The organism is Flavobacterium sp. FlaQc-48 (assembly GCF_044007335.1).
GTDB lineage: Bacteria > Bacteroidota > Bacteroidia > Flavobacteriales > Flavobacteriaceae > Flavobacterium.
In genome coordinates this window covers 131,903-158,080 of the sequence record NZ_JBIPCR010000015.1, presented here as the reverse complement: position 1 = coordinate 158,080, position 26,178 = coordinate 131,903, and the positions used below count along the sequence as shown (strand labels likewise).

The window sequence follows — 26,178 nt, the reverse complement described above, 5'->3', positions numbered from 1 at the left end:
TAACCCGGCAAGTTTTGAAAATTTGCCGGGTTTGTTTTTTTTAGTCTAATTATTAATGAGACCTAACAGCTTTTAAAAAACTGTCAGGTCTTTTTTATGTCTGATATTTTATTGAATTTTTACGCGAATTCCTTTAGTATGACTTGAGAATTCCGGAGCATACATGCTTTCAATAGTAGTGATTCCGTTTGAGAATTCGCCACTATTATTTACTCTTATATCGTATTCAATTACATAAGTCCCTTTGTTTATGTGATCAAAAAAGAAATGAGTTGCCGCATCTTTTGTACTTCTGTAATATCCTAAACCGTCTTTATACTGATATTCAGAAAGTACATTTACAGGTTCAAAGCAAGAAGCTCTCATGTCTTTTAAATGAACGAATTCCATATCTTCTTTAGATTTGATAATTAACCTGACTGTAACTAAATCTCCCGTTTTCAATGGGTTTTTACTTGTAATTCTTTGTAATTGATCCTCTTTAAGCGAGTTTTTCTTTAGATATAATTCTTTTGCAACGGATAAGACAGCACCTGAATTCGTTTTAATCTTGTCTAAATCTTCAAAATACTGCCAATAAACGCCCCCAAAACCCGGAACCTTAGATTTGTTCTGAATGCTGATGGATGCCATGTCTTTTTTAACGTCATCGGCTTTCCAGTTTAGTTTGATATAACCTGTTTCAGCTTCTTTTTCATTTTCGGCTAATTTTTTGGTTAAGATTTTTTCATTTCCAATTTTGATAATGGTATTGTCTTTTACACTCAGCCAGTCGTTTCCTTGCATCCATAAAGCATAAACAGCTTCAGTGGTAGATTTTGTGGTGGGCCAGTTTTTGGTTTGTTTGTTTTTTAACAGCCAGACTTTCATCGCATCAACAGATTGAGTGTCGTGAGTTACTTCGGCGAAAGCCTCAATTAATAAAGCTTGGGTTTCTATAGGTGCCTGATACCAATACCAACCTGCTTTATTGGCAATCCAGTACATTCCCCAATCTTCATTGTTCGAAGCTGTTTCTTTTAGGCTTTCTGTAATTTTTTTAGCTGTTTCACTTTCACCAAAACGGTTTAAAGTCAAAGCAGCCAATCCTTTTTCGTAAAGTGAATAATTCAGCCAGTCTTTTTTAGTCGTTTCTAAATACAATTTAGTCGCTTTTTTTAGCGTATCTGAAAGTGGATATTTCTCTAAATAAAAACTTCTGGTGTACAAATAATGCAAATCAGAATATGGATTTACCCAGATTAGTTTACTTGTTGCTTTTAAGTCCTTAGTTTGGTTTTTGTAATAGTCTAAAAATTTATGGTCCAGAAACGGAATACCTGTTTTGGCTATGGCATCAATTTTATTAGCATTGTCTTCTGTCTTATTTAGTTTTGATAAATGACCTAAACCTGCCAGAATATGTCGGGTGATGTATTCACTTTCAGAACTTCCATCGAACCATGAAAATCCTCCTGACGGTTTTTGTTTTTGTTTTAGTTTTTCGAAAGTGGTTTCCTGCGAATTTTTCATTTTCTCCAAATCAAATAAAAGGGCGAGATTCTTTTTCTTTTCGTCTTCGCTTTCTGCATCATTTATCCAGGGCGTTTCTGCAAGAACAAGTGATTTCAATTCTTCATTTTCGTCTAATTTCGAATTTAATTTTCCGTTTTTTCTCCAATTTTCAAAAACAGTTGCAATCTTTGGATTACTCGAAATAATCTCTGAAGCCAAAGCATTCGCATAAAAACGAGCAAAAGTCTGTTCGGCACATTCATGCTCATATTCCATTAAATAAGGCAAAGACTGAATCGCGATCCAAGTAGGATTTGAAGTATACTCGAAAGTAAGCTGATGATTTTTTAAAGTTGTAGAAGTATTGTTTTTCAAATTTTGAAACGTATATTCTTTGGTCGAATTCTCACGAACCCAGATCGGAATACTTTCTGTAACCAGCATATTATTGGTTAAAACCGGAAGTATGTTTTCTTCTCCGTCTGAAAAATTACCCGATTTAGCCAGAATTTTATATTGCACACCTTGCACACCTTCAGGAATAGAAATAGTCCAACTTGCCGTTGTATTCCCAAAAGCACCTATCGTAAAGTTTCTAATGTTTTTTGCATTGAGCATTTTAGCATCAATAGGCTGCATGGTTACAGCATCAAAAAATTGTAAAATGGCGATCCCGGTTTTGGGCTGATCTGTAATATTCGAAATTTTTGCAGAGATCACAATTGTATCTTTTTCTCTCAAGAATCTTGGGAAATTAGGCAAAACCATCAACTCTTTTTGGGTGACAACACTTTTTTCTAAATATCCTGAAACAGCATCTTTATTATGTGCCAATAAACGAAGCTTCCATGCGGTTAAAGCTTCCGGAGAAGTAAAATTGAAACTTACTTTTCCGGTTGCATCTGTTCTTAAATTAGGCAAAAAGAAAGCAGTTTCAGAAAGATTTTTTCTGGCTTTTACCTGAGTTAAGGCTTCTAATGCTTTTTTGGTTGTGATGATTATGACTCCGTTTGCAGCTTTGCTTCCGTAAAGTGTCGTGGCTTTGTCTCCGGTTAAAAACTCGATGTCAAGAAGGTCGTCCGGATTTATTTTTTTGAAATTATCTTCAGAAGAAATTTCTCCATCAATTATGTATAATGTTGATGAATTAATTGCCATTGAGATAAGACCACTCATAATTTTTTTTCCAGGAACAAATTGCACTTTATTGGTTTGATAGTAATATTCTGGATTGTTTAAAGTATCCCCAGTTTTCATATAGGCAGGTTTTACAAATCTTACCTGATCGACTTTAGGTAAAGCAATTATTGATTCTGAAAGAGAAGCTCCGGCACCAACAGGCTCATCAACTGTTAAAACAGCATCTGGATCTCCTTTAATAGTTTCGGCGCCTACTTTTTTGTCTTTAATGTCTACTATTGTTATACCAAGTGAATCTCCGTATCGACTATTGTCGAAATCAAAACCAAACCAGTTTAATTGTGTTTCATCATTTTTGAATTCAGTTATTGGTAAATAATCATTTAGGTTTTGAAGAGAGGAATATGTTCGCTCAAAACCTAAGGCAGATTTAAAATTAGAAGAATTATAATGGTAATTATTTATGCTTAAGTTATTCTTCCAATCCCTTTTTGTAAATTGATCTAAAGAACTGTCGTACATCGATGCTAATACTTCTGCTTCGGTTTTTGCATTAATTGATTTTAGTTTAAACGACCAGCTTTCTTTACTTCCGGGTTCGATTTTATTTCTAAAACTTTCCACTAGTAATTCAAGTTTAGATTCTTGTGTTTTCAGTTCGATGTCTATTTGGTTATTAAAAATTTCGTTGTCGAAAATGCTTTGAAAACTTATGCCAACTGATTTTTCGAATTCTTTTTTTAGCGGAATTTTGATTGTTACTTCATTGTTTTGCAAATGATACGTATTTTCAAAATAGGTTTGATTACCGTAATTTCCTTTTGTATTGATATAAAGATCAGGAATGACAGAAGAAAGTCTAATTGCGACAAAGCCATCTTTTTTTGGGTCAGTATTTAGCTGTTCTGCCGTAAATAATCTACCCGGAGTAAATTTGTCTTTACTTTGCCTGATTTCAAAATTAGAAACAGATTCTATAGGATTATTGAAGGTGTCTTTTGCCGAAAAAACAATTTTATAATTTCCGGATTTATAATCTGAAATAAAATCCAGCGCTATTTTTTTGTCTTTTTCGGTGTCTACCTTCTTCGAGAACAATAAAATTTCGTTTGCTTTATCCGTTTTAGTTTCTATAATTTCATAAGGAAACAATCTTTCAAAATCTGATGCTGAAATGCTTTCGATTTCTGGTTTTTGCCAAACGTTTTCTTTGAATTTATTAGAAAATGGGCTAACGAAATACAATTTAATTTCACCTTTTGCAGCTAAAAATTCTCCGTTCAAGTTGGTGCTTGTAAGTGTGATTTCGTTTTTTTTCTTAGTTTCAATACTACCCGGAATACCGGCATTGATGATCAAATCATGATACCCAACTTTTACAACGGTTTCTGAGGTATGTGTTTCACCATTAATATCAGTTACATCGGCAGTTATGCTATAGCTAAAAACAGGTAATTTTTCTTTGATCGCATTTTTAGAAGGTTCGGCAATAAATTCAATAACAAATTTTCCTGAAGCATCTGTTTTGGTTTCGCCGGTTGCGATAATTTCGTTTTGTTCTTGCCCCCAATAATCACTATAATCTCTGACATAACGCGTAAATCGATTTACCCTGTAAGTTACTTTTGCATCAGAAATGTTGCTTCCGGCAAACGCTTTTGCAGTTCCGTTTACTTTAATCGATTGATTAACCTGGAAACTTTCTTTTTTAGGATCAAAATCTACTTTAAATTTTGGACGTTTGTATTCTTCGACCCTAAAGTAAGTTTGAGAGTTTTCAAGTCTTACCGTTTTCCAAAATGATGCATTTGGTTTATTTTTAAAGGAAACGTCTCCTTTTTCATAGTTATCCGGTTGAGTTGCATAAATATTAAAATCACCTGTAAGGCCACTTGTAGGCAAGGTAAATTCTCCTGAAAAAGAACCAAATTCATTGGTTATAACTTCAAATTCTTTAAAAGTTTGATAATTGGCATTTTTAACAAATAATCTAAAAGTGGTATTGGCAACAATACAGGTCTTGTTTTTTTGTTTTTTAATGGCAATTCCTTTATAGTAAACCGTTTGTCCCGGACGATAAATTGCTCTGTCAAGATAAAATTCAACCTTTCCTGTTAAATGATTGTCTTCTGTTTGATTGTAACGCTGCGTATATCCAAGGTAATTTCTTTCAGGTGAAATGGTGTCATTTGCTAATGAAAATTCTATATGCTCATCTTCATCGTCGTTATTTGGTCCGATATAAGAAGCTAATCCGTTTGAATCTGTTTTAAGCGTATAACGATTAGATTTTATGGCTACATTTTCAAGAGGTTTTCCTGTTTTTCTATCCAGAACCTGAAAGTTTTCTTTATTCTTTTCGTGAGAGGCCAGAATGCTTAGGTTTGAAACTGTGATGGTTTGATAAGACGATGCTTTCTCGTTTTTTATATCAGAATCACTTTCAAAATAAATCAAATAACTCCCTGTTTCCAGTTGTGGTAAAACAACTTCTGTAGTATATTCGAAATAATCTTTTTTGTTTAGAAGCTGATAGTCTTTTGAAGCTGTTTTAATTTGTTTTTTTGTAATAACATCTACTAAACTATCTAATTCAATATAATTATATGATTTTATAAATGATTTAAGTTTTTTTTGATCTATTTTGTAGAATGATATTTTTAAATGGTCAAGGTTTTTATAGATAATAAAAGCTCTTGTATTCTCTTTCTTGTAAGTGAATTTATTAAGCCGAATGTTCAATGATTTTGATGTAATAATTTGTTTTTGCTCTAAAGCAGTTTGTGCTGAATAGGTTTGATTATTAATTTTTATTACATCATCGTATATTTTGACCGCTTCGATATTATAGTCAGGATGTAATTCTTTTGAAGCCTGACTATGCAGGATTTCTGCTTTTTTTAGTAGAATTTTTTGAATTAGAATTGGATTGTCTGTACGTTTTTGAAATTCATTTAAAAACGTTTTTAAATCTTCATTAGGTTCCGGCATAAATTCACTGCAAAAAATAACTCTTTCAAATTGATTTTCTAATGATGGATTGTCAGATTCGAGCTTTTGATATAAAGAAAGAACTCTTTTGAAATTTGCTTCTTTTATAAAATTGAGATCAAGTTCTAAAAAGGATTCTGAATTTCCTAAAAGTTCATTTTTATAGGCTGGAATTTGACTGTTTTCAATTTCCCATCGCTCAATTTTTTCAGTAAAAAACGCGATATTTTCCTTTAGTAAATAATCATATAAGTTTTCGTTTTTTAGTTTTTCTAAAGTCAAAAAACTAAAAATTGCCTGATATTTTGTTAAACGTGTCTTTTTTAAGATTGATTCATTTTCTAATGTTTTTTCATAAAGAGCAATTACTTCTTTTTCAGATGTAAAATCAACGCTTGCACTATCATTTTCCTGTATATCAACAACCGCTGTAGTGTCTATGGCTACAGCAACAGTATCTACATCAAAACTAACAGAGTCTGACATTACCACAGCTTCATCTACTACCGCCGCTGCACTATCTACAACAGCATAAGCTTCGTCATAATTAGAGTAATTATTTAAGCATTTGGCATAAATTAAATTCAAAATTGCTTTCGATGGTATCGATACGCGGCTAATATCTGTTTTAAGATGATCTAAGATTTTAGTTTTTGCATTTTCATCGACTACCTGTAAATATTTAGATTGATAAAAAAAACATTTTATCATTTGCACTTCGTCTTTTCTTGAGACTGCTTTTTTGTAAATTTTGTCCACTATTTCATTTGCTGATTTAATTTTACCTTCGTTTTCATAAGAGGTAACTTTAGCCCAGTTTTTATCGTTTTTTTGAGCAAATAAAGCAGTAGTAAACAAGAAGAAAACAAATAATATTTTTTTCATAAGTGAGTTTTAGTATATAGAGAGCGGTTTTTTAATAAAGGTTGGCATGCGGATAAAATAAATTTCGTACAAATTACTAATTTATCTTCAAAACCAAATGTTACGTTTTATATTTCCCTATTTTTGAAACATGAAAAAGCTGCTCCTCTTTTTTTTATTTGTACCAATTTGTATTTGGTCACAGTCTAATTTTGAAAAAGCAGAAAAACTATATCATGCAAAAAAGTATGATGAAGCTCAGGTTATTTTCGAAGGAGTTTTAAAAAGCAAACCTTTAGATATAAAAACAACTGAGTATTTGGGAGAAATTGCAGCGCATCAAAAATCATGGGTAAGAGGTGCCGAATATTTCAAAAAACTGAAAGAATTAAAACCTACAGAAGCTGATTATTTCTATAAATACGGAGGCTGTCTGGCAATGCGGGCTATAGAAGTGAATAGAATAAAAGCTCTGGGAATGGTTGGTGAAATGAAAGAATCATTTGAAAAAGCTATTGTTTTAGATCCTAAACACATTCCGGCCAGATGGGCATTAATCGAAATATACTTGCAATTGCCGGGAATTTTTGGAGGAAGCGAATCAAAAGCAATTTTATATTCAAATCAGTTAGCACAATTGTCGCCGGTTGATGGTTATTTATCAAGAGGAAGAATAGATGTTTATTTTAAGAGATATGCCGCAGCCGAAAAAAACTTTATAAGGGCCCATGAAATTGGTAAATCAAAAACCACGTTTCAAAAATTATATAATTTATATTTGAATAATCTAAAAGATACTAAAAAAGCTAGAGAATTAAAACAAAAATTTGAAGCTTAATAAGATCAAAATTGAATTCCATTTGAAGATTGGAATTTAAAATTTTAAAAAATTGGAATTTAAATGAAAACACATTTCATCGCCATTGGCGGAAGTGCCATGCACAACTTAGCATTAGCATTGCATAACAAAGGATATCAGGTAACGGGTAGTGATGATGCTATTTTTGAACCATCAAAATCAAGATTAGAAAAAAAGGGAATTTTACCGGCTGAATTAGGTTGGTTTCCTGAAAAAATTACGGCTGATATTGATGCCATTATTTTAGGAATGCATGCAAAAGCTGACAATCCTGAACTGTTGAAAGCGCAGGAATTGGGATTGAAAATTTATTCTTATCCTGAGTTTTTATACGAGCAGTCTAAAAATAAAACCCGTGTTGTAATTGGAGGTTCTCATGGAAAAACCACCATCACTTCGATGATTTTGCATGTGATGCATTATCATAATATCGAAGTAGATTATATGGTAGGGGCACAGTTAGAAGGTTTTGATACGATGGTACATCTTACAGAAGAAAATGATTTTATGGTACTGGAAGGAGACGAGTACTTATCTTCTCCTATCGACAGACGTCCAAAATTTCATTTATACCAACCCAATATTGCGTTGATTTCCGGAATTGCCTGGGATCATATCAATGTGTTTCCTACGTACGAGAATTATGTGGAGCAGTTCGAAATTTTTATTGCTAAAATTACAAATGGGGGAATCTTAGTGTATAACGAAGATGATCCTGAAGTAAAACGCGTTGCCGAAGCAGCTACAAACCCAATTAGAAAACTTGCTTACACTACTCCAAAATATAGTGTTAGTGATGGTATAACATTATTAGAAACTCCGGAAGGCGATATGCCAATTGAAGTTTTTGGGGCGCACAATTTAAATAATATGGCCGGGGCAAAATGGATTTGTCAAAACATGGGGGTTGATGAAGCTGATTTCTACGAAGCAATTGCAAGTTTTAAAGGGGCGTCTAAACGTTTAGAAAAAATTGCTGAAGGAAAAGGAAAAGTGGCTTATAAAGATTTTGCACATTCTCCAAGTAAAGTGGCTGCAACTACAAAAGCGGTAAAAGAACAATATCCAAACAGAACGTTGGTAGCTTGTTTAGAATTGCATACCTATAGTAGTTTGAATGCTGAATTCTTAAAAGAATATGAAGGAGCGCTTGAATATGCAGATGTTGCTGTAGTTTTCTATTCTCCGGATGCTGTAAAAATTAAGCAATTAGAAGAAGTAACTTACGATCAGATTGCCAGTTCTTTCAATAGAAAAGATTTAATCATTTACACCAATCCTGCTGAATTTAAAGAATACCTGTTCAATTTAAATCTGGATAATTCAGCCTTATTACTGATGAGTTCAGGAAATTACGGGGGATTAAATTTTGATGAAGTGAAAGGATTGATTCATTAGATACTTGTTCCATTAGAAAATGAGATAAGGTGCCAATTGTTATTTTTCAATTGGCACTTTTTTTTGAAATTTACTTCCAGTATTTATAATGTCCGACAATTTTGTATGCAAACAAACAATCTTGTAAGACCTGTCCATTACCTACGTTGTGTACAATTAGATTTCGTTTTCCGTCGGCAGACTTTCTATTGGTAACAATACCAATGTGCGGTAATTTAGCATTAATCATCCAGGTTACAATTTCTCCTGTCTGGTACTCTTTCGGATCCTCAGATATTGCAAGTTTTTCTCCTTTTCTCTCAAAAAAAATTTCTAAATTAGGAACTCTCCGATGATCAATATTAGTGTCCGTTTTAGTCATTCCCCATTTTTGTAAATTCGGATATGCCGAAAAGTTTTCAAGCATATCTTCATGAACTTCTTTTTGTAAATCGATACCCAGTTTTCGGTAAGAGCGAATAATCACATCGGTACAAACTCCTTTGTTTTCGGGAATGTCACCATTTGGATATTTTATCGAAAAATAAGCGGGATCATAATCTATAGAAGGGTCAATAATTGAAATTGCTGCATTCGATAATTTATCTGCAAAGGTGGTATGATTGGGCAGAGAATTTTTAGCAATAGCGTTTCTTTCTTGCTTTTGATTGCAAGAATAAAAAAAGAAAATTAGGGTAAAAATAAAGAAAGGTCTCATTTGGTTTATTAAATTACAAAATCCTGAAATTGAATATTGGCATTTAAATTTAGTTAATTTTAAAATAGTAATTCTTTTTTGTGAGTGATTTTTCTTATTTTTTAAATATATTCGCTTTTTAAGATTATAGAAAATGAATTCAAGAATAAAGGTTGTAAAAACAACAAGTGAAAACCCGGACTTTATAGCATTAATAGAAGTATTCGATACCTATTTGTGGGAACGATATCCGGAGTTGAAAAGAGAGTATTGGGGAAATAATATAATAGAGTTTAATGACAATGTGATTTTAATTTATCTGGATGAAAAACCTGCTGCAAGTGGTTGTTTTAAGAAGTATGACGAAAGTACTGTAGAGTTAAAAAGAATGTTTGTTTCTCCGGAAGCCAGAGGTTTAGGTCTGGCACAACTAGTAATTAAAGAGCTTGAAAACGAAGCAAAGAACCAAGGTTTTCAAATTATGATTTTAGAAACCCTGTACAAACAAATTGAAGCAATAAGTTTATACCAGAAGGCAGGTTTTGAAATTATTGAAAACTACGAACCTTATATAGGGTTGTCGAATAGTATTTGTATGAGTCGATCTATTAATACTATACAGTAATGGAAGGTACTTATTCTCCAATTTCAGATTGGTCTAAAGAAGATCGTCCTCGTGAAAAATTAATGATTAAGGGGAAAGAAGCTTTGAGTAATGCTGAATTAATTGCTATTTTGATAGGTTCTGGGAGCAGGAATGAATCTGCGGTTGGTCTGGCTAAAAGAATTTTGCTAAGTGTAGATAGTCTAAATGCATTGGGTAAAATGTCGATTTCGCAATTAATAAAGTTTAAAGGAATAGGACAGGCTAAGGCAATTACAATTGTTGCGGCTCTAGAATTAGGCAGACGCAGAAGATTTGAAGATGCTTCTAAATTGGGTAAAATCACTTCTAGTAAAATGGTTTTTGAGATGATGCAGCCTATTATAGGCGAATTGCCTCATGAAGAATTTTGGGTGCTTTTTCTGAATAATTCTAATAAGGTAATTTCTAAATCTCAATTAAGTAAAGGTGGTATTACAGGAACAGTTGTCGATGTGCGACTTGTTTTTAAGTTAGCGTTTGAAAATAGAGCTACTGGCTTGATATTGTGTCATAATCATCCATCAGGGAATTTACGCCCCAGTGATGCCGACAAAGAAATTACGAAGAAGTTAAAGGTTGCAGGAGGGATTTTAGATGTTAAAGTTTTAGATCATTTGATCATAACTGAAACAAAATATTATAGTTTTGTAGATGAAGGAATTTTTTAGCACATGAATACCACAATTACCGATATTTTTTTTGATTTAGATCATACACTTTGGGATTTTGATAAAAATTCAGAAATGGCTTTTGATCGAATTTTCAAAAGTAAATTTCCGCATATAAAGACGGAAGATTTTATACTCAAATATGCGCCTATTAATCAGGAATGCTGGAAATTATATCAGCATGATAAAATTACACATCAGGAATTGCGTTATAACAGATTAAAGTTTTCTTTTGATGCATTAGAGCTTGAAGTTTCAGATGAGGATATTCATCAGATTGCAATAGACTATATTGATTTTTTGACTGATAACAATTACCTTTTTGATGGTGCAATTGAAGTTTTAGACTACTTAAAAGCAAAATACAGATTGCACATTATTACAAATGGCTTTGCTAACGTTCAGGATAAGAAAATAAATAATGCAGCACTTTCGGGTTATTTTAATACGATCACAAATTCTGAACTGGCAGGTGTCAAAAAGCCAAATAGTATTATCTTTGATTATGCTATAAATGTTGCCAAAGCCTCAAAAGAAAATAGTATAATGATTGGCGATTGCCTTGATGCCGATGTTAATGGAGCATTAAATGCCGGTCTTGACGCCATTTTCTTTAACGATAAAAAGATTGAAGCTCCGGATAATATTAAACAAATAAACCATTTATTAGAACTTAAAAAATATTTATAATTATGAGAATTAAATTTTTGTTGATTGCACTTCTTACATCAGTTATTGGGTTTTCGCAAACTGTTAACGATTACAAAGCGGTTATTGTACCGTTACGATATGATTTTTTGAAAACAGAAAATCAATATAGAATGTCAACAATGACAAAGGCAAATTTAAATAAGGCGGGTTTTCAGGCTTTCTACGGCAATGAGGAACTTCCGGCGGGTTTTGGTGATCGCTGCGATCTTTTGTATGTTGACGTAAAAAAGGACAATGGCTTTTTAATTACCAAGCTTTTTGTAGAATTTAAAGATTGTTACGGAAAAGTAATTTACACATCAGAAGTTGGAAAAAGTAAAGAAAAAGATTACGAAACAGCTTACAGAGAATGTCTTGATTTGGCATTTGCTTCTATAAACGCTTTACATTATAAATATAGTGGAAAAAGTGGCACTACAAGTTCTGTAAGAACAGCTGCAGTTACGGCTCCCGTAGCCTCAACAATAGCTGCTACAACGGTTGTCTCTGCTCCGGTTGCAGATATGAAAGACCCTAACTTATTATATGCCCAGCCAACTGAAAATGGATATCAATTAATTGATAAAACACCAAAAGTGGTTATGAAGTTGTTAAAAACATCACGCCCTGATTCGTTTATAGCGATCAAAGATGGTGTTCAGGGTTCATTAAACGCAAAAGACAATCAATGGTTTTTTGAGTATTACAAAAATGATCAATTAGTTTCTGAAAAAGTTTCAGTAAAATTCTAAAAATAAAATAAGGTTTTAATAACCATATTTATCCTTCCAACGGTTCTTTAAAAATTCGCGGTTGCTATTCTCTCTTGAATTGCTTCCCGGATTATAAAGAACCGTTTCTTTTACAGCGTCAGGTAAAAACTCTTGTTCGGCAAAATTATTGGCGTAATCGTGCGAATACTTATAATCGTCACCATAACCTAGTTCTTTCATTAGTTTGGTAGGAGCATTTCTTAAGTGAATAGGTACTGGCAAGTCACCGGTTTGCTTAACCAATTGCTGGGCGTTTCCAATTGCCATGTATGAGGCATTGCTTTTAGGAGAAGTTGCCAGATAAATAGCACATTGGCTTAGTATGATTCGGCTTTCAGGATATCCAATAGTTGTGACAGCCTGAAAAGTATTATTGGCCATTATAAATGCTGTTGGATTTGCATTTCCAATATCTTCACTAGATAAAATAAGCATTCTTCTGGCGATAAATTTTACGTCTTCACCTCCTTCAATCATCCTTGCCAGCCAATATACCGCCCCGTTTGGATCACTACCCCGAATTGATTTTATAAAGGCCGATACGATATCATAATGTTGTTCTCCACTTTTGTCATACAATACCGTATTTTGCTGAACCAGTTCGAAAACACGTTCGTTTGTAATGATAATTTCATCTCCGGATGAAGCATTTATGACGAGTTCAAAAATATTCAGTAATTTTCTTCCGTCTCCGCCAGAAAGTCGGAGCAGAGCTTCCGTTTCCTTTAAGGTAATGTTTTTAGATGCCAGATACGTATCTGTTTTCATGGCACGATGTAATAAAGCTTCTAAATCGGCTTTTGTAAAAGCATTTAAAATATAAACTTGACAACGTGACAATAATGCAGGGATGACTTCAAAACTTGGATTTTCTGTAGTTGCACCAATAAGAGTAATCCAGCCTTTTTCGACTGCAGCCAAAAGTGAGTCTTGTTGTGATTTGCTAAATCGATGAATCTCATCAATAAATAAAATGGGATTTTTAGCAGTGAACAATCCGCCACTTTGTTTGGCTTTTTCAATTACATCCCGTATGTCTTTAACCCCGGAGTTAATAGCGCTTAAAATATAAAAAGGACGCTTGGATTCCTGTGCTATAATTTGTGCCAAAGTCGTTTTTCCTGTTCCCGGAGGTCCCCAAAAGATCAATGACGGAATAATTCCTTTCGAAATTTGTTGCGTTAATGAACCATTTGGTCCAACCAAATGACTTTGACTAATGTAATCTTCTAATTGCTGTGGGCGAATACGCTCGGCTAAAGGTGCTTCCATTTTGTAAAATTACTATTTTCAATTTTAATTTTATGTTTTAAAGGGTTACAAATCATAACAAAGGGCATTAAGGCTTTAGCTGACAAATTATCAGTAAATTGTAATTGGATAGTTTTTTGATACCATCTTTATAACTTTATTTCCAAAAACAATGAATGATCACCACTTTAAATTTTCGAATGCCGTTATTGGTCTTCCCGTTTTTTTTGTTCTTTTTCTGTGGATTGTCTATTGGGTTCAAATCCGGTTTGATTTTGATTTTTATCAGTTTGGAATTTATCCGCGCGACTTTTCCGGTTTGCAAGGTGTGTTGTTTAGCCCTTTTATTCATGAAAACTTAAGTCACTTATATAATAACTCCATTCCGCTTTTGGTATTATTGGCTGCTTTGCAATTTTTTTATCCAAAACAATCGTTTGCTGTTATTAGTTACGGTATTGTATTTTCAGGTTTGATTACCTGGATTATTGGTCGTGAGAATTACCATATTGGTGCAAGTGGATTGATCTATGTTTTGGTGAGTTTTATTTTTTTTAAAGGAATTCAAACGCGTTATTACCGTTTAGTGGCTCTTTCATTATCTGTAATTTTGCTTTATGGAGGAATGATCTGGTATGTTTTTCCTGATGTTGACAAAACAATCTCATGGGAAGGACATTTGGCAGGGTTTATTACCGGATTTGTAATATCGCTATTGTATAAAACACCTGAATATGCAAAACCTATAGTTTACGATTGGCAAAAACCGGATTTTAAGCCGGAAGAAGATGCTTTCATGAAACACTTTGATGAAAATGGGAATTTTGTCAATACAGAAATACCAGAAGAAGAAGCGGAAGGTAATATTGCTTATTATAATTCCAATTTTTTAGTAAATTATACTGTAACTAAAACAGAATCAGATGATAAAATCTAAATTGACCATATTCGGATTAATCTAAAAAGACTATTTTTGTTTCTGTTCTAATTTCAAATCGATTTGTTATGAGAAAAGTAAGCCTGATAGTCGTTTTAGTCTTAATAAGTGCAAAACTGCATGCTCAATGCGAAATAAAGAATAGGGTACTTGCTGATGGTACTATGACGTATTATTTTGAGCCTGCGGACTTTTATAGTACAAAATCAAAGTCGTTAAAAATTAATATCGTAACAGATAAAGAACATTTCTTTATAGCACTTCAGCCTTCACCATTTCCCGCTAAAAAAGAAGGCGTTAAAATTAAGGATGATTTAGTCATTCATCTTGCTGATAAAAAAGTATACAAACTAACACATTATGATACGCAGTACAGACATAACGATTCAGTGATGCAGGTACTTTATTTAATAGATCAAAAAGATATTGATGCTTTTTCTAAGTTTGAAGCTATAGTGGCTGAAATTAATATGGAGGGAACGGAATTTGTGCGTAGTTATGATTTCAAATTGCATAAAGATGCTATTGTAAAACAGTTGGCTTGTTTTTTAAAAAAGGACGATAAATAAAAAGAGCTAATCTTCATTTGAAGCTTCGTTTTTATGGGATGATTTTTTATTCAGATTTTTAAAAAAATTATTAAAAGTAACGGTGAGTGATGCCGCATTTACAATTTGACTTTTCTCATCTCTGGGGAGGTATTCATTAGCATAGGTGAGCTCAACTTGTATGTCATCACTAAACAAATAGCCAGCCCCTATATTTAATCTGTTTCGGTCAAAAAAACTAAGGCCGGTTACTTTGGTTCCCGATTTAAAGAATAGCTCGTCAGAAGCTACACCGTAAAAAACACCTTCCCTTAGAACTTTACTGTTTATGGGTTGTATGTATTTTATTTGTTGTCTATATCGTAAAACATTATCATAGGTCCCGTCTTCACTTCGCATATGACGAAGTTCCATTCTCATTCTTGTACTTAGTGTATAACCAGTTTTATGAAAATAGTAAATGCCTTGAAGAGCAAACCTAACTTCAGGAGATTTAAATTGACCAATTTCCGGAACATCCTTGTTATAATTATAGGCTAGAAAAGTAGAGAATTTCCATCGCGGAGAAAAATAATAATGTCCCCAGGCCCTTATGGATCTTTGTGTATTTTGTTGGAAAATATTAGAAGAAGATTCTGTACTGCTGTAAACAGCCCCAAGATTTAATTCAGTCGACCACTTTTCATTAATAGTACGGGTGAATTGAATTTCATTCCAAAATTGATTATAGGTAGTCGTTTGTCCGTAGTTAATACTTGTAATCAGTAAAATTACAAGTATTAAACCAGGTTTTTTAAGTAATATGTTATAAGTAGGGCAAGACATCAATGATTATATTTATTTGCCATCTTAATTCCGCAATATTATTTAACTTCTTTGTCGAACAGTTTCATATAAAAATGCTCCACAAGCAACAGATACGTTTAAAGATCCGATTGTTCCAAACATAGGTAGCTTTGCTTTTTCGTCAACAATTTTAAGTACAGAGGGGTTAATTCCCCGGTCTTCAGATCCCATGATAATAGCGACTGGTTCGTTTAGGGCTATATCATAAATATTTTGGTCTGTTTTCTCAGTTGCTGCAACTGTTTTGATTCCTGAACCCTGAAGGTAGAAAATGGCATCTTTAATGTGTTCAACTTTGCAAATAGGAACATTAAAAACCGCACCTGCAGAAGTTTTAACCGTGTCTCCATTTACGGGGGCAGAACCTGCTTTTTGCACAATAATCCCGTTTACGCCGGTACATTCAGCCGTTCTAATGATCGCTCCAAAATTTCGGGCATCAGAAATCTGATCTAATATTAAAAACAAAGGTTTTGAACCTGAAGCAATAGTAGATTCAACTAAATGCTCTAATTCTATAAATCCAATAGGAGATATGGTTGCTACTGCTCCCTGATGATTATTTGGTGTTAGTCTGTTTAATTTTTCTACAGGTACATAAGAGAAATTAATGTTAGCGCGTTTCATCACTTTCATTAAATCTTTCATTAATTCTCCGGAAATCTCTTTTTGTATAAATACTTTATCGACTTCTTTTCCTGCCTGAATTGCTTCTATAATGGCTCTGATTCCAAATATTTGATGTTCTTTTTCCATGGGGCAAATATAGGTATAATGTTGATATAAAAAAAAACCACTCTGAATGAACAGAGTGGTTTTCTATATTTATTATAGAATAAAATTAGTTTTTATCCCACCATACTTTAGTAGTTACATTACTCACTACAGTAGCATTAGAATTGTATTGTCTTTCGTCAGATGGAGTAGGAAGTCTTACCGGGATAACCTTCGTGTCTGATTTTTGATTTGGAACCAATGCAGGGAAACCAGTTCTTCTGTAATCATTATATGGTTCCATAGTCAAGAAAAGAGCAACATATTTTTGTTGAATGATGTTTGCAACAGTAGAACTAGCAGTAGCAGCAGTTAAGAAAGCAGCTGATGGTGCTGAACCGGTAACACTAGTTACCGAAGCTGTTACTGCCTCTTGTAGTGCTAATTGAGCTGGTTGTCCCAATCTTGCTTTAGCTTCAGCTTCAATGAATTTAGCTTCTGCATAAGTTACAATTCCAATTTGCCAGTCCGGACTTGCAAAACCTCTTTGTGAAGATGGATCATCGTAACCTCCTATGTAAGAAGTTGTAAGTGTATTATCATCTTCTGGTGCATTTCCTGAATAACCTCCGTCACCATCTTCACCAACCATAAATGGTAATCTTGGGTCATTATTGTTAACTAAAAAGTCTACAAAAGTTTTTCCCATTTTTACGTAGCTAGGACGGTTGTCTTCAAATGCATACCATTGATTCCATGAATTTGGTTTATCTAAGAAAAATGTGTTAGCATTATCTCCGTTTGAAGTCATGTTAGCTTTGGTAATAAGATCCAGGGCTTTTTGAGCAGCTACGGTACTTCCTTCAACTTCTGTTAATCTTAAAGCATATCTTGCTTTTAAAACATAAGCAACTTTAATCCATTTTTTTGCATCTCCGTTAAAGACGAAATCATCATTAGTAGGAACTTCTTCGTTACTAGCCTTTGGTTGAGATAAGTTTGCAATAGCTTTGTCTAAAATTGTTTGCAATCTGCTATAGATTTCTTGTTGGGTATTATACTTAGGCATTTTATTTCCTTCAGCTGCAAGAAAAGCATCATCATAAGGAACATCACCCCACATGTCTGTAGCGTAACCTAAATTGATTGCAGTTAGAATTTGACCAATTCCATTGTACCATGGATAATTTTTAGCAAAATCACGGTTTAGGATATGACCATTCATTAAAGTGGTTCCGTAAATAGTATTCCACTCATTGTTTACGTCTCCTTCGCTTACTGTATAAAGTCCAACAGCTCCCATTTGACCTAAGTTTGTTCCTTGTAGGTGTTGTGTGAAGATACCTGAATATCTCATTACTCCACTACTGTGAGTTTGGAAAGTACCAAGCTCCATAGCTGCTACTAGTAAAGATGGATTACTGGTAGAAGGATCATTTGGGTTTTCATTAAAGGTGTCTAATTCTGTCTGACAGCCGGCTAGTACGCTAACGCTAAAGGCTGCAAGAATTATATTTTTTATATATTTTTTCATTTTTATTTAATTTAAATTAGAAGCTTACGCGTAGACCCATAATGAATGATTTGCTACCTGGGTTGTTGAAATAATCTAAACCGTTAATACGTGAACCTGCTCCTGTTAAGCTAGTTTCTGGATCTACTCCTTTGTAGTTAGTATCTAACCATAGGTTTCTTCCAGTTACAGATAATTGAGCTGAAGATAAAAATGGGAATTGTTTTACGTTGAAATCGTAAGTAAGACTTACGTCACGTAGTCTAACCCAGTTAACATCTGTTACGGCTTCTTCAGCAGCAGCTGTAGGGTTGTCACCTATAAAGTTTTGGAAATAACTTTTAGCTGATATCTCTGTAGTATTAGGAGTTCCGTCTTCTTTTACACCAGCTATAACATAATTGCGCTCTCTGTCTAATGAACCTTCAGACATACCAATTGTATTCAATCTTGCTCCGGTTCCGTTGTAAACTACACCACCATGTCTGAAGTCTAATAAAGCTGACAAAGTAACTCTTTTGAAAGAGAATGTATTTCTGATACCTCCTGTCCAGTCTGGAGCAGAGTTTCCTAAATTTCCTTTTACAGGATCTAATTTTGCTAAGCCATTATCTCCAACAACTATTTGACCATTTGCGTCACGTAACCATTTTGTTCCGTAGAAACTTCCTAAAGGTTGTCCTACAACAGCATAGTATCCAATTGAAGAGAAAGCAGATTCGATAGAAATTTCACTTAAACCACCAGAAATTTTTGTAACCTCATTTTCGTTCTTAGCCCAGTTTAGATTAATATTCCATTGGAAAGCATTGCTTTTTTTGAAAATATCATAACCAAGTTCAACTTCAACACCTTTATTTCTTAACTCAGCAGCATTTTTGTACTGAGAAGAATAACCTGATGATTGTGCTAGTGGAACATCAATTAATAAATCTTTAGATGTTTTGTAATATAAACTGATATCTGCTGTTAAACGGTTATCAAGGAATTTAGTACTTAATCCTAAATCATGACCTAATACTCTTTCAGGTTTTAAATCTGGATTTGATAAACGTCCGGCTAATCCCATTCCGTTTACACCATTATAAGGGAAACTTAAACCATCTGTAAAACCATCTGTAAGACTTGGTTGAGCGTATACGCTTATGGTGCGGTATGGTGCTGGTGCGATACCAACTTCTCCGTAACCATAGTTTATTTTTACGAAATTATCCCATCCAAAAGTGTTTGAAAGAATCCATGAAGCTGTACCTGAAGGGAAAACTGCACTTTGCACATTATCACCGTAAGTAGATGACCATTCTTTTCTAACAGTACCTGATATGAAAAGTTGATCTTTAATGTCAAAATCTACCTGAGCAAATAATGCTCTTGATATTTGGTTTTCTTCGTAATTTGAAGCATATAATTCTGTTGCATTGGCTAAATTATAAAGTCCTCTTACAGATAGTCCTTTACCTCTTGAAAATACACTTAAGTATTGTATAGAACGTAAGTTAAGACCTGCAGTATAGTTGATTTTTAACCAGTCAGATTTTAATGGAAGTAAACCTGTAGCGATTAAATCTCCATAGTAGTCTTTGTTAGTAATGCTGTTAAAAGCAACTTCTCCAATTCCTCCTAAGCTATCTCCGTTTGATGAAACAGCATAAATTTGCTTACGTGCGTCTGAGTAAGCATCGATACCAGCTTTAGCTGTTAATGAAAGCCATTCTGCATGTGAATAAGTTAAGAAAATATTTCCTAAAACACGGTTCACATCACTTGTTGCAGGGTTTTCATTTACTGTAAAGTAAGGGTTGTCATAATTGGCAAAGTAGTTCGTGTTGTTGCCAAATTCATCTATGTAATTTCTCAAATCATAGTTAATAGGAGAACGCATTAAACTCAACATAACTCCTGATGTATTACTACCGTTTTGAGCTAAAGTGTTTGTTGTGTGCGTGTATTGCATACTTCCTCCAGCTTTCCAGCTATCGCTTAGTTTTAAATCTCCGGCAAATCTGATGGTGTTTCTTTTTAAACCTGTTTCAGGGATCATACCAGTTTGAGTAACATTTCCGTAAGAAGCTCTGAAAGTTGCTTTTTGATCTCCTCCGTAGAATGAGATGTTGTTAGTTTGAGTAATACCATCCTGAAAGAAATTACCAACGTTGTCATATGTAGGAAGTCCTAATGATGCAGCACTTGGTCCCCAGCTTTGAGGTGTTGCAGGATTCGGAGCTGTTGCAGTTGCAGTTGTTCCCTGGATGTATTTGCTTTGTCTTGCAGGTAATTGACTTACTCTGTCAATTCCTAATGACGTACTAAAATCAATTCCTAAACCTTTTCCGTTTTTACCTTTTTTAGTAGTATAAATGATAACACCGTTACCAGCTCTTGCTCCGTATAAAGCTGCTGCTGCAGGTCCTTTAAGAACAGTTACACTTTCGATATCATTAGGGTTGATGTCTAAAGCTCTGTTAGAGTTGTTGATACCAGATAAGTTAGCGTTAAACGGGTTGTCTCCTGCTGTAGTCTGATCTGTAGTGTTGTCGATTGGAATACCGTCAACAACGATTAATGGATCTGTTGATCCTGTAATGGTATTTGCACCTCTAATAATAATTTTACTTGAAGCACCCGGAGTACCACCAGAACCAATAATCTGAACACCAGCAGCTTTTCCAGCCAGTGCCTGAAGAACGTTTTGCTCACCAGATTTGTTGATTTCGTCAGCACTTACTTTAGATACGGCATATCCAAGTTTTTTCTCGTCTTTTTTGATACCTAATGCAGTTACTACTACACCTTCAAGTTCTACTGAGTCATCTTTTAATTTTACATTAACAGATGTTGAACTTGCTGCTACTTCCTGAGATTTCATCCCGATGTAGCTAAATACCAAAATTTGGCTTGAAGATGCTTTGATAGAGAATTTACCATCAAAGTCTGTTTGTGTTCCTGTTTTAGTTCCTTTAACTAATACACTAACACCCGGCAAAGGCATTCCTGTATTGTCAGAAACTGTTCCAGAAACAGCTCTTTCTTGCGCGAAAGTAAGTTGCGCAACTAGTACTAAGAAAAGTACTAAGAATCCATTGAACTTTAGTTTCATTTTTAAATATTTTGAATTAGTTTGACAAAAATCTTAATAATTTGTTAATCTACCTAACATAAGGAGATTTTTTTTTAGTTAAATTATGATTTTGTTATTAGATATTGTTTTTTTATTGTTAAAAAAACTATGTAATTAATAATTCAGCATTTTTTTTCATGAATTATGATAATAATGAAATTTATTAAGAATGTCTAAAATGTTAAATTTCTAAAATTGATTGTTACTTTTCTTTTTTTTATAACTTTTAAATAAAAAAACCACCCTTTTTTAGGGTGGTTTTTATGTTATATTAAGGTTAAATTAAAATTTATCCCAAAATAATTTTGTTTCTACTTTGTCTCCTCCTATAGCAGTGCTTGCTTCAGTGTAGCTTGCTTTGTTTAGGGATTGTTCAATAATTGGATAAGTATAACGCACTGGTATCTCTGAAACGGCATCTGCCGGTGCAACTAAAACAGGGAAGTCTAATCTTCTGTAAGTTGAGTAGCCTTCAAATGAATTGTTGTAATACGCTATCCAGCTTTGGGTTCCGATTTTTTGTTTCCAGGTTCCGGTAGCTGTTGCATATGCCACAGCTGGATTGGCCAGATATGCCGTTGCTTCTGCAATTGTTCCGCCCCAGTCTAATATAGATGCAGTAATTGCTGCATTGTAATGAGTTGCTGCATCAGCCGGAGTTCCATACAATGATCTTTCCGCTGCTTCTGCCAGTAAGAATTGTGCTCCGGCATAATCTAAAATTGTTCCAGGGTAATCAGGAGCCTTAATTGTTGGTGCAATATGAGTTTTTTGAGCATATGAATTACTTGCGCCATTTTCACCGCCAATATATTCAATTTCGGGAGTAGAAGGATCATCCACATTATTGTCGAAATATTTTGCACGTCTTGGATCATTTAAGACATTCATTTTGTCTACTAATGTGTTTGTAGGAACAAAATCGTCACGACCACTGGCAACAAGATCTATATATAGCGGATTTGTATTTGGTGTAGCAGTTAGGTATTTTAGGTCTGCATTGTCAAGGTTTGATGCGAATACAAAAGGAGCTGCACTTGCAACAGTAGTTTTTGCTAAAGCACTTTCAGTAGGAATGTCAGAAATAGTAATTCCCATTCTTAATTTTAATGTGTTGGCAAATTTGATCCATTTGGCAACATCACCTCCATAGATTCTATCATTTTCTCCAAAGCTTTTTCCTCCTGTATTAAGATTTGTTATGGCTTTGTTTAATCTCGTAATAAGATCTTTGTAGATAGTTAGGCCATCATCATATTTTGGAGTTTTGTAATTTAAGTTTAAAGCTTGAGAATAAGGTACATTTCCAAAAGTTTCGACCAATATTGCATAAGTGTAAACATTTAAAACTTCAATGATCGCAAGTTTGTTTTGTTTGTCTAAAGGGTTTTCTGTTAAACCAAGGGGTGTGCTGTTGATGTTAATCGCACTTTGGTCTAAATCTTTTAGTACATCTTTATAAAGATATTGCCAGTGTTGTTCCGGAATGGTTCTGGTAACTAAATCATAGTTGCTTTCATCAGTATAAACAGTTTCAGTCCAGTACTGATTTATTAATCTGAAAATATTGTCATTTACATTTGTACTCACCATCTGGTCAACCAGGCTTTTTTGTGCGCTGGTAAATAAGGCTTCGCCAGGTACATTTGACGGATCCTTAACGTTTACGTTTAAAGTTTCTAAATCATCCGAGCAAGACACAAGAGTTGCAGCAGTGAGTAGAATTAAAAATATTTTTTTCATGATTTCTTAATTTAAAATTGGAATTTAACGTTGAAGCTAACATCTCTTGTTGATGGCAAAGATCCTGTAGAGTAGCCTTGTAAATTACCTGCACCTAAACCTGACTCAGGATCTGCATCTGGTAAATTTTTATGTATAATCCAAAGGTTTGTTCCGACAATACTAAAAGTCATGCCGTTTATAAAAGTATTTCTTAATGTTTTTTCTGATAAAGAGTATGAGATTGAAGTCTGTCTTAATTTGATATAACTTGCGTCATATACAAAAGCTTCATCAGGTAATCCTCTTCTGTATCCCTGTGCTCCAAAACGGCTTGCTTCGATTCTGGTTGTATTTACGGATCCATTAGGATTTACTCCAGGATTGATAAAACCACCACTGTCAGATCCTGTTGTTAATGGGTTTCTTACCGGGTTTCCAAGTTCATTGGTAAAAGCAGTATCGTCATACAGACCTGTTGCTAAACCGTAGTAGCGATCAAGTGAAAATATCTGTCCTCCTTTTTGCATGTCAATTAAGAATTCAAGAGAGAAGTTTTTGTACGTAAATTTATTGTTTAAGCCGGCAGTGTAATCTGGGTTGGCATTTCCGATTGCGTTATCAGAAGTTGAAGTTTTGATGTACTGACCATTTACCGGGTCAACGACTCTCTGTCCGTTTAAATAAGTGTATTGTGTACCGTAAATTACTCCATAAGGTTGTCCGACTGCAGCGTTTATTGTTACGCCACCTTGGAAAGATCCTAATTGTAAGTTGTCAATACCATCTAAAAGATCTACAACTTTATTTCTATTTCTGGCAAAATTTAAGTTGATATCCCAGGAGAAGTTTTCTGATTTTACAGGAGTACCATTTAAAGAGACTTCTATACCCTTGTTTTCAATCTCTCCGGCATTAATTAATTCATACAAATATCCTGTAGAAGCAGTTAATCTTAAAGGGATGATTTGATCAATTGAATTTGATTTGTAGTAAGAGAAATCAAACCCTAGTCTCTTTTTAAAAAATGAAAGTTCTAAACCTGCTTCGTAACTTTTGGTACGTTCTGGTTTTAGATTCGGATTGTTTTTAGTGTCTTTAACAGAGGCAGAAGCGGCTCCAAATGCTGTGTTAACATTATAAGTGTCTAAAACTCTGTCAAAGCCCGGGCTGTTTCCAACTTCGGCATAATTAAGTCTTACTTTTCCAAATGAAAGCCAGTCAGCATCTATGAATTTAGAGAATACAAAACTTGTTGATACGGAAGGATAGTAGTAAGAGCTGTTTGCTTCTGGTAAGGTTGAAGAATGGTCTCTTCTTATTGTTCCTTCCAGAAATAAATAATCATCATATCCAAAAGATGCGCTTCCGTAAATACCATCAACACCAATAGATTCGTCTCTTTCTATAGGAGCTAGTAAAGGGCTAACGCTGTTTTGTAATGCGTATAATTTTGGTATTGCAAGACCTCCATTTGTGGCTGCAAAAATAGAAGTGTAATAGCTTCTTCTTATATTTGTCCCAACAACTCCTTTAAGGTTTAGTTTTTCTGTAATATTCGTGTTGTAGTTTAACATGAAATCATAATTGTACTCACTAAAACCTATATTTTTTCTTGAATATCCTGAAGATGCAGGGCTTCTATTAAGAGATCCGTCGCCTCCGCCAGTTCCGATACCGAAATTTGCGGCTACACTACCTATGGCTCTTCGTTCTTCTTGTAGTTCGTCATATGTATCAACAGAAACTCTTCCAAAAGCGTCTAGCCAACTTGTAACTTTATAGTTTAATGAAGCGTTACCAATGAATCTGTTTCTGCTATCTGATTCATAGTTTTCGTAACGTTGAAAATAAGGATTATCCCAGAATGCTGGAACAGGATTTGTATATGATTTAGGATTCCATGTAATATTTCTTCCTGTTAGTTCATAAGCTTGTTTTAAGCCTTGGATATCAACATTAGTTTGCCACCATTGTCTAAAGTTACCAGCAATGTTGTCGTTGTATCCTGTGCTATTTCTACCAATGGTACTTGTTCTTGTAAAATTTCCATATCCCGCTACGGTTAGCCTATCGTTGATAAGTGTTGAAGCATTTAAAGTTAAAGTATTTCTTTTTAATGAGCTATTAGGTAAAAGCCCAGTTTGATCAAGGTTGTTAAAACCTAATCTTAAATAACCATTTTCCAGCCCTTTGTCGATAGAAACAGAATTTGTAACTGCAACTGGTTTTTGAAAAAATGTTATTGGACCGTTTTTTGCGCTTGTCCATGGAGTAGCTTTCATATAGTTTGGAGATTCCGGATAAAAAGCATCCCACTGATAGACTAATAAATTAGGATTGAATGCTTGGCCATAAGAAGCATCTTCTGTTAATGGCGTTACGTTGTCTAAAATTCCGTCGCCATTGATGTCAATGTGATCCAGGTATGAATCTTCGTCCGGTCCGTAATAAGGTCCATATCCGCCACCATATTGTTTTTGGTACTTGATAAAAGTGCTTTTGTCGACAGACCCAACGGTTACTCCTGAGTTGACCGTTACAGAATAACCTTTTCCTTTTTTGTTTCCTTTTTTAGTTGTAATTACTACAACCCCATTTGCTGCTCTTGATCCATAAAGTGCACTCGCGGCTGATCCCTTAAGTACGTTTATCGATTCAATGTCTTCTGGGTTAATGTCAGATGCTGCGCTACCGTAATCGTAACCTGCACCAGATTGTTCTTGATCTCTTGAGTTTGAATTGTTATTGCTTACGGGTACTCCATCAATAACAAATAAAGCCTGATTGTTTCCTGTTAGGGAAGAATTTCCTCTAATTACGATATTAGTAGAACCTCCAAAATTGGTGGTTCTTTTTACTTGTACACCAGAAACTTTTCCTGATATAGCATTTACGAAGTTATCGCTTTTGACTGCGGCTAAGCTTTCGCCTTTTACTTCTTGTGTAGCGTAACCAAGAGATTTTTTTTCTCTGGACAGACCTAAGGCTGTAACTACAACTCCTTCAAGTTGTTGTGCGTCTCCTGATAATTTAGCGTTGATTTGTGATGAGCTTGCAGTAATCTCTTGCGATTTCATCCCGATGTAACTAAAAACTAAAACTTGACTAGTTGTTGCTTTGATGGAATATTTACCATCAAAATCAGTTTGCGTGCCGGTTTTTGTTCCTTTGACTAATACACTTACGCCTGGCAGAGGCATACCTGCATCATCGGTAACAATACCCGAGACAGCTCTTTCTTGCGCAAAGGTTAGTTGCGCGAATAGTACTAATAATAGCACTAAAAATCCATTGAACTTTGGTTTCATTTTCTCAATTATTTTGAAT

At 34.2% G+C, this 26,178-nt stretch carries 17 protein-coding genes; 8 read left to right on the top strand and 9 right to left on the bottom strand.

Annotated elements, in window-relative coordinates:
- Window positions 1–108: 108 nt before the first annotated feature.
- Window positions 109–6,510 (bottom strand): alpha-2-macroglobulin family protein, encoded by a 6,402-nt coding sequence (locus tag ACHRWY_RS20965; protein ID WP_395357260.1) that lies wholly within the window; start codon window positions 6,508–6,510, stop codon window positions 109–111.
- Window positions 6,511–6,640: 130 nt separating this feature from the next.
- On the opposite strand from ACHRWY_RS20965, the gene ACHRWY_RS20960 reads away from it, so the two are divergent.
- Together ACHRWY_RS20960 and murC are read left to right on the top strand one after the other, a co-directional pair.
- On the top strand, window positions 6,641–7,327 hold the full coding sequence (locus ACHRWY_RS20960) for a tetratricopeptide repeat protein (RefSeq protein ID WP_395357258.1): 687 nt from the start codon (window positions 6,641–6,643) through the stop codon (window positions 7,325–7,327).
- Between the two features lie 63 nt (window positions 7,328–7,390).
- Complete coding sequence (gene murC, locus ACHRWY_RS20955) at window positions 7,391–8,746, top strand: UDP-N-acetylmuramate--L-alanine ligase (protein ID WP_395357256.1); 1,356 nt, start codon at window positions 7,391–7,393, stop codon at window positions 8,744–8,746.
- 70 nt (window positions 8,747–8,816) lie between these two features.
- Here the strand turns inward: murC and ACHRWY_RS20950 are convergent, their stop codons facing one another.
- Entirely contained in the window at window positions 8,817–9,443 is a 627-nt protein-coding gene (locus tag ACHRWY_RS20950) for a DUF1287 domain-containing protein (protein ID WP_395357254.1), read from the bottom strand.
- Between the two features lie 133 nt (window positions 9,444–9,576).
- Between ACHRWY_RS20950 and ACHRWY_RS20945 the strand changes: the two genes are divergently transcribed.
- Genes ACHRWY_RS20945 through ACHRWY_RS20930 form a run of 4 tightly spaced genes read left to right on the top strand, consistent with a single transcriptional unit; the run spans window position 9,577 to window position 12,178 of the window.
- A complete protein-coding gene (locus tag ACHRWY_RS20945) occupies window positions 9,577–10,047 on the top strand; it encodes a GNAT family N-acetyltransferase (protein WP_395357253.1) in 471 nt (156 codons plus the stop codon).
- The gene (gene radC, locus ACHRWY_RS20940) at window positions 10,047–10,736 is read left to right on the top strand and encodes a DNA repair protein RadC (protein ID WP_395357251.1); all 690 of its coding nucleotides are present in this window, start codon (window positions 10,047–10,049) and stop codon (window positions 10,734–10,736) included. The genes ACHRWY_RS20945 and radC overlap by 1 nt, the downstream gene beginning before the upstream one ends.
- Window positions 10,737–10,739: 3 nt before the next feature.
- A complete protein-coding gene (locus ACHRWY_RS20935; protein WP_395357249.1) occupies window positions 10,740–11,426 on the top strand; it encodes a YjjG family noncanonical pyrimidine nucleotidase in 687 nt (228 codons plus the stop codon).
- Between the two features lie 2 nt (window positions 11,427–11,428).
- Window positions 11,429–12,178 carry a hypothetical protein gene (locus tag ACHRWY_RS20930; RefSeq protein ID WP_395357247.1) on the top strand — a complete coding sequence of 250 codons (750 nt, stop codon included), beginning with the start codon at window positions 11,429–11,431 and terminating at the stop codon, window positions 12,176–12,178.
- Between the two features lie 15 nt (window positions 12,179–12,193).
- Here the strand turns inward: ACHRWY_RS20930 and ACHRWY_RS20925 are convergent, their stop codons facing one another.
- Window positions 12,194–13,471, bottom strand: a complete 1,278-nt coding sequence (locus ACHRWY_RS20925; RefSeq protein WP_395357246.1) for a replication-associated recombination protein A — start codon at window positions 13,469–13,471, stop codon at window positions 12,194–12,196.
- Window positions 13,472–13,622: 151 nt separating this feature from the next.
- Between ACHRWY_RS20925 and ACHRWY_RS20920 the strand changes: the two genes are divergently transcribed.
- Complete coding sequence (locus ACHRWY_RS20920) at window positions 13,623–14,387, top strand: rhomboid family intramembrane serine protease (protein ID WP_395357244.1); 765 nt, start codon at window positions 13,623–13,625, stop codon at window positions 14,385–14,387.
- Window positions 14,388–14,455: 68 nt separating this feature from the next.
- The gene (locus tag ACHRWY_RS20915) at window positions 14,456–14,956 is read left to right on the top strand and encodes a hypothetical protein (protein ID WP_395357242.1); all 501 of its coding nucleotides are present in this window, start codon (window positions 14,456–14,458) and stop codon (window positions 14,954–14,956) included.
- 6 nt (window positions 14,957–14,962) lie between these two features.
- Here the strand turns inward: ACHRWY_RS20915 and ACHRWY_RS20910 are convergent, their stop codons facing one another.
- The 6 genes from ACHRWY_RS20910 to ACHRWY_RS20885 all read right to left on the bottom strand — a co-directional run bounded on the left by ACHRWY_RS20910 (window position 14,963) and on the right by ACHRWY_RS20885 (window position 26,159).
- Window positions 14,963–15,760 carry a DUF2490 domain-containing protein gene (locus ACHRWY_RS20910; RefSeq protein ID WP_395357241.1) on the bottom strand — a complete coding sequence of 266 codons (798 nt, stop codon included), beginning with the start codon at window positions 15,758–15,760 and terminating at the stop codon, window positions 14,963–14,965.
- 42 nt (window positions 15,761–15,802) lie between these two features.
- Window positions 15,803–16,537, bottom strand: coding sequence for a 23S rRNA (guanosine(2251)-2'-O)-methyltransferase RlmB (gene rlmB, locus ACHRWY_RS20905; RefSeq protein WP_395357239.1), 735 nt, complete (start codon window positions 16,535–16,537; stop codon window positions 15,803–15,805).
- 85 nt (window positions 16,538–16,622) lie between these two features.
- A complete protein-coding gene (locus tag ACHRWY_RS20900) occupies window positions 16,623–18,029 on the bottom strand; it encodes a SusD/RagB family nutrient-binding outer membrane lipoprotein (protein ID WP_395357237.1) in 1,407 nt (468 codons plus the stop codon).
- 16 nt (window positions 18,030–18,045) lie between these two features.
- Window positions 18,046–21,105, bottom strand: coding sequence for a SusC/RagA family TonB-linked outer membrane protein (locus tag ACHRWY_RS20895; protein ID WP_395357236.1), 3,060 nt, complete (start codon window positions 21,103–21,105; stop codon window positions 18,046–18,048).
- A gap of 303 nt (window positions 21,106–21,408) precedes the next feature.
- Window positions 21,409–22,869 carry a SusD/RagB family nutrient-binding outer membrane lipoprotein gene (locus ACHRWY_RS20890; RefSeq protein ID WP_395357234.1) on the bottom strand — a complete coding sequence of 487 codons (1,461 nt, stop codon included), beginning with the start codon at window positions 22,867–22,869 and terminating at the stop codon, window positions 21,409–21,411.
- Between the two features lie 11 nt (window positions 22,870–22,880).
- On the bottom strand, window positions 22,881–26,159 hold the full coding sequence (locus ACHRWY_RS20885) for a SusC/RagA family TonB-linked outer membrane protein (protein WP_395357232.1): 3,279 nt from the start codon (window positions 26,157–26,159) through the stop codon (window positions 22,881–22,883).
- Between the last annotated feature and the right edge of the window lie 19 nt (window positions 26,160–26,178).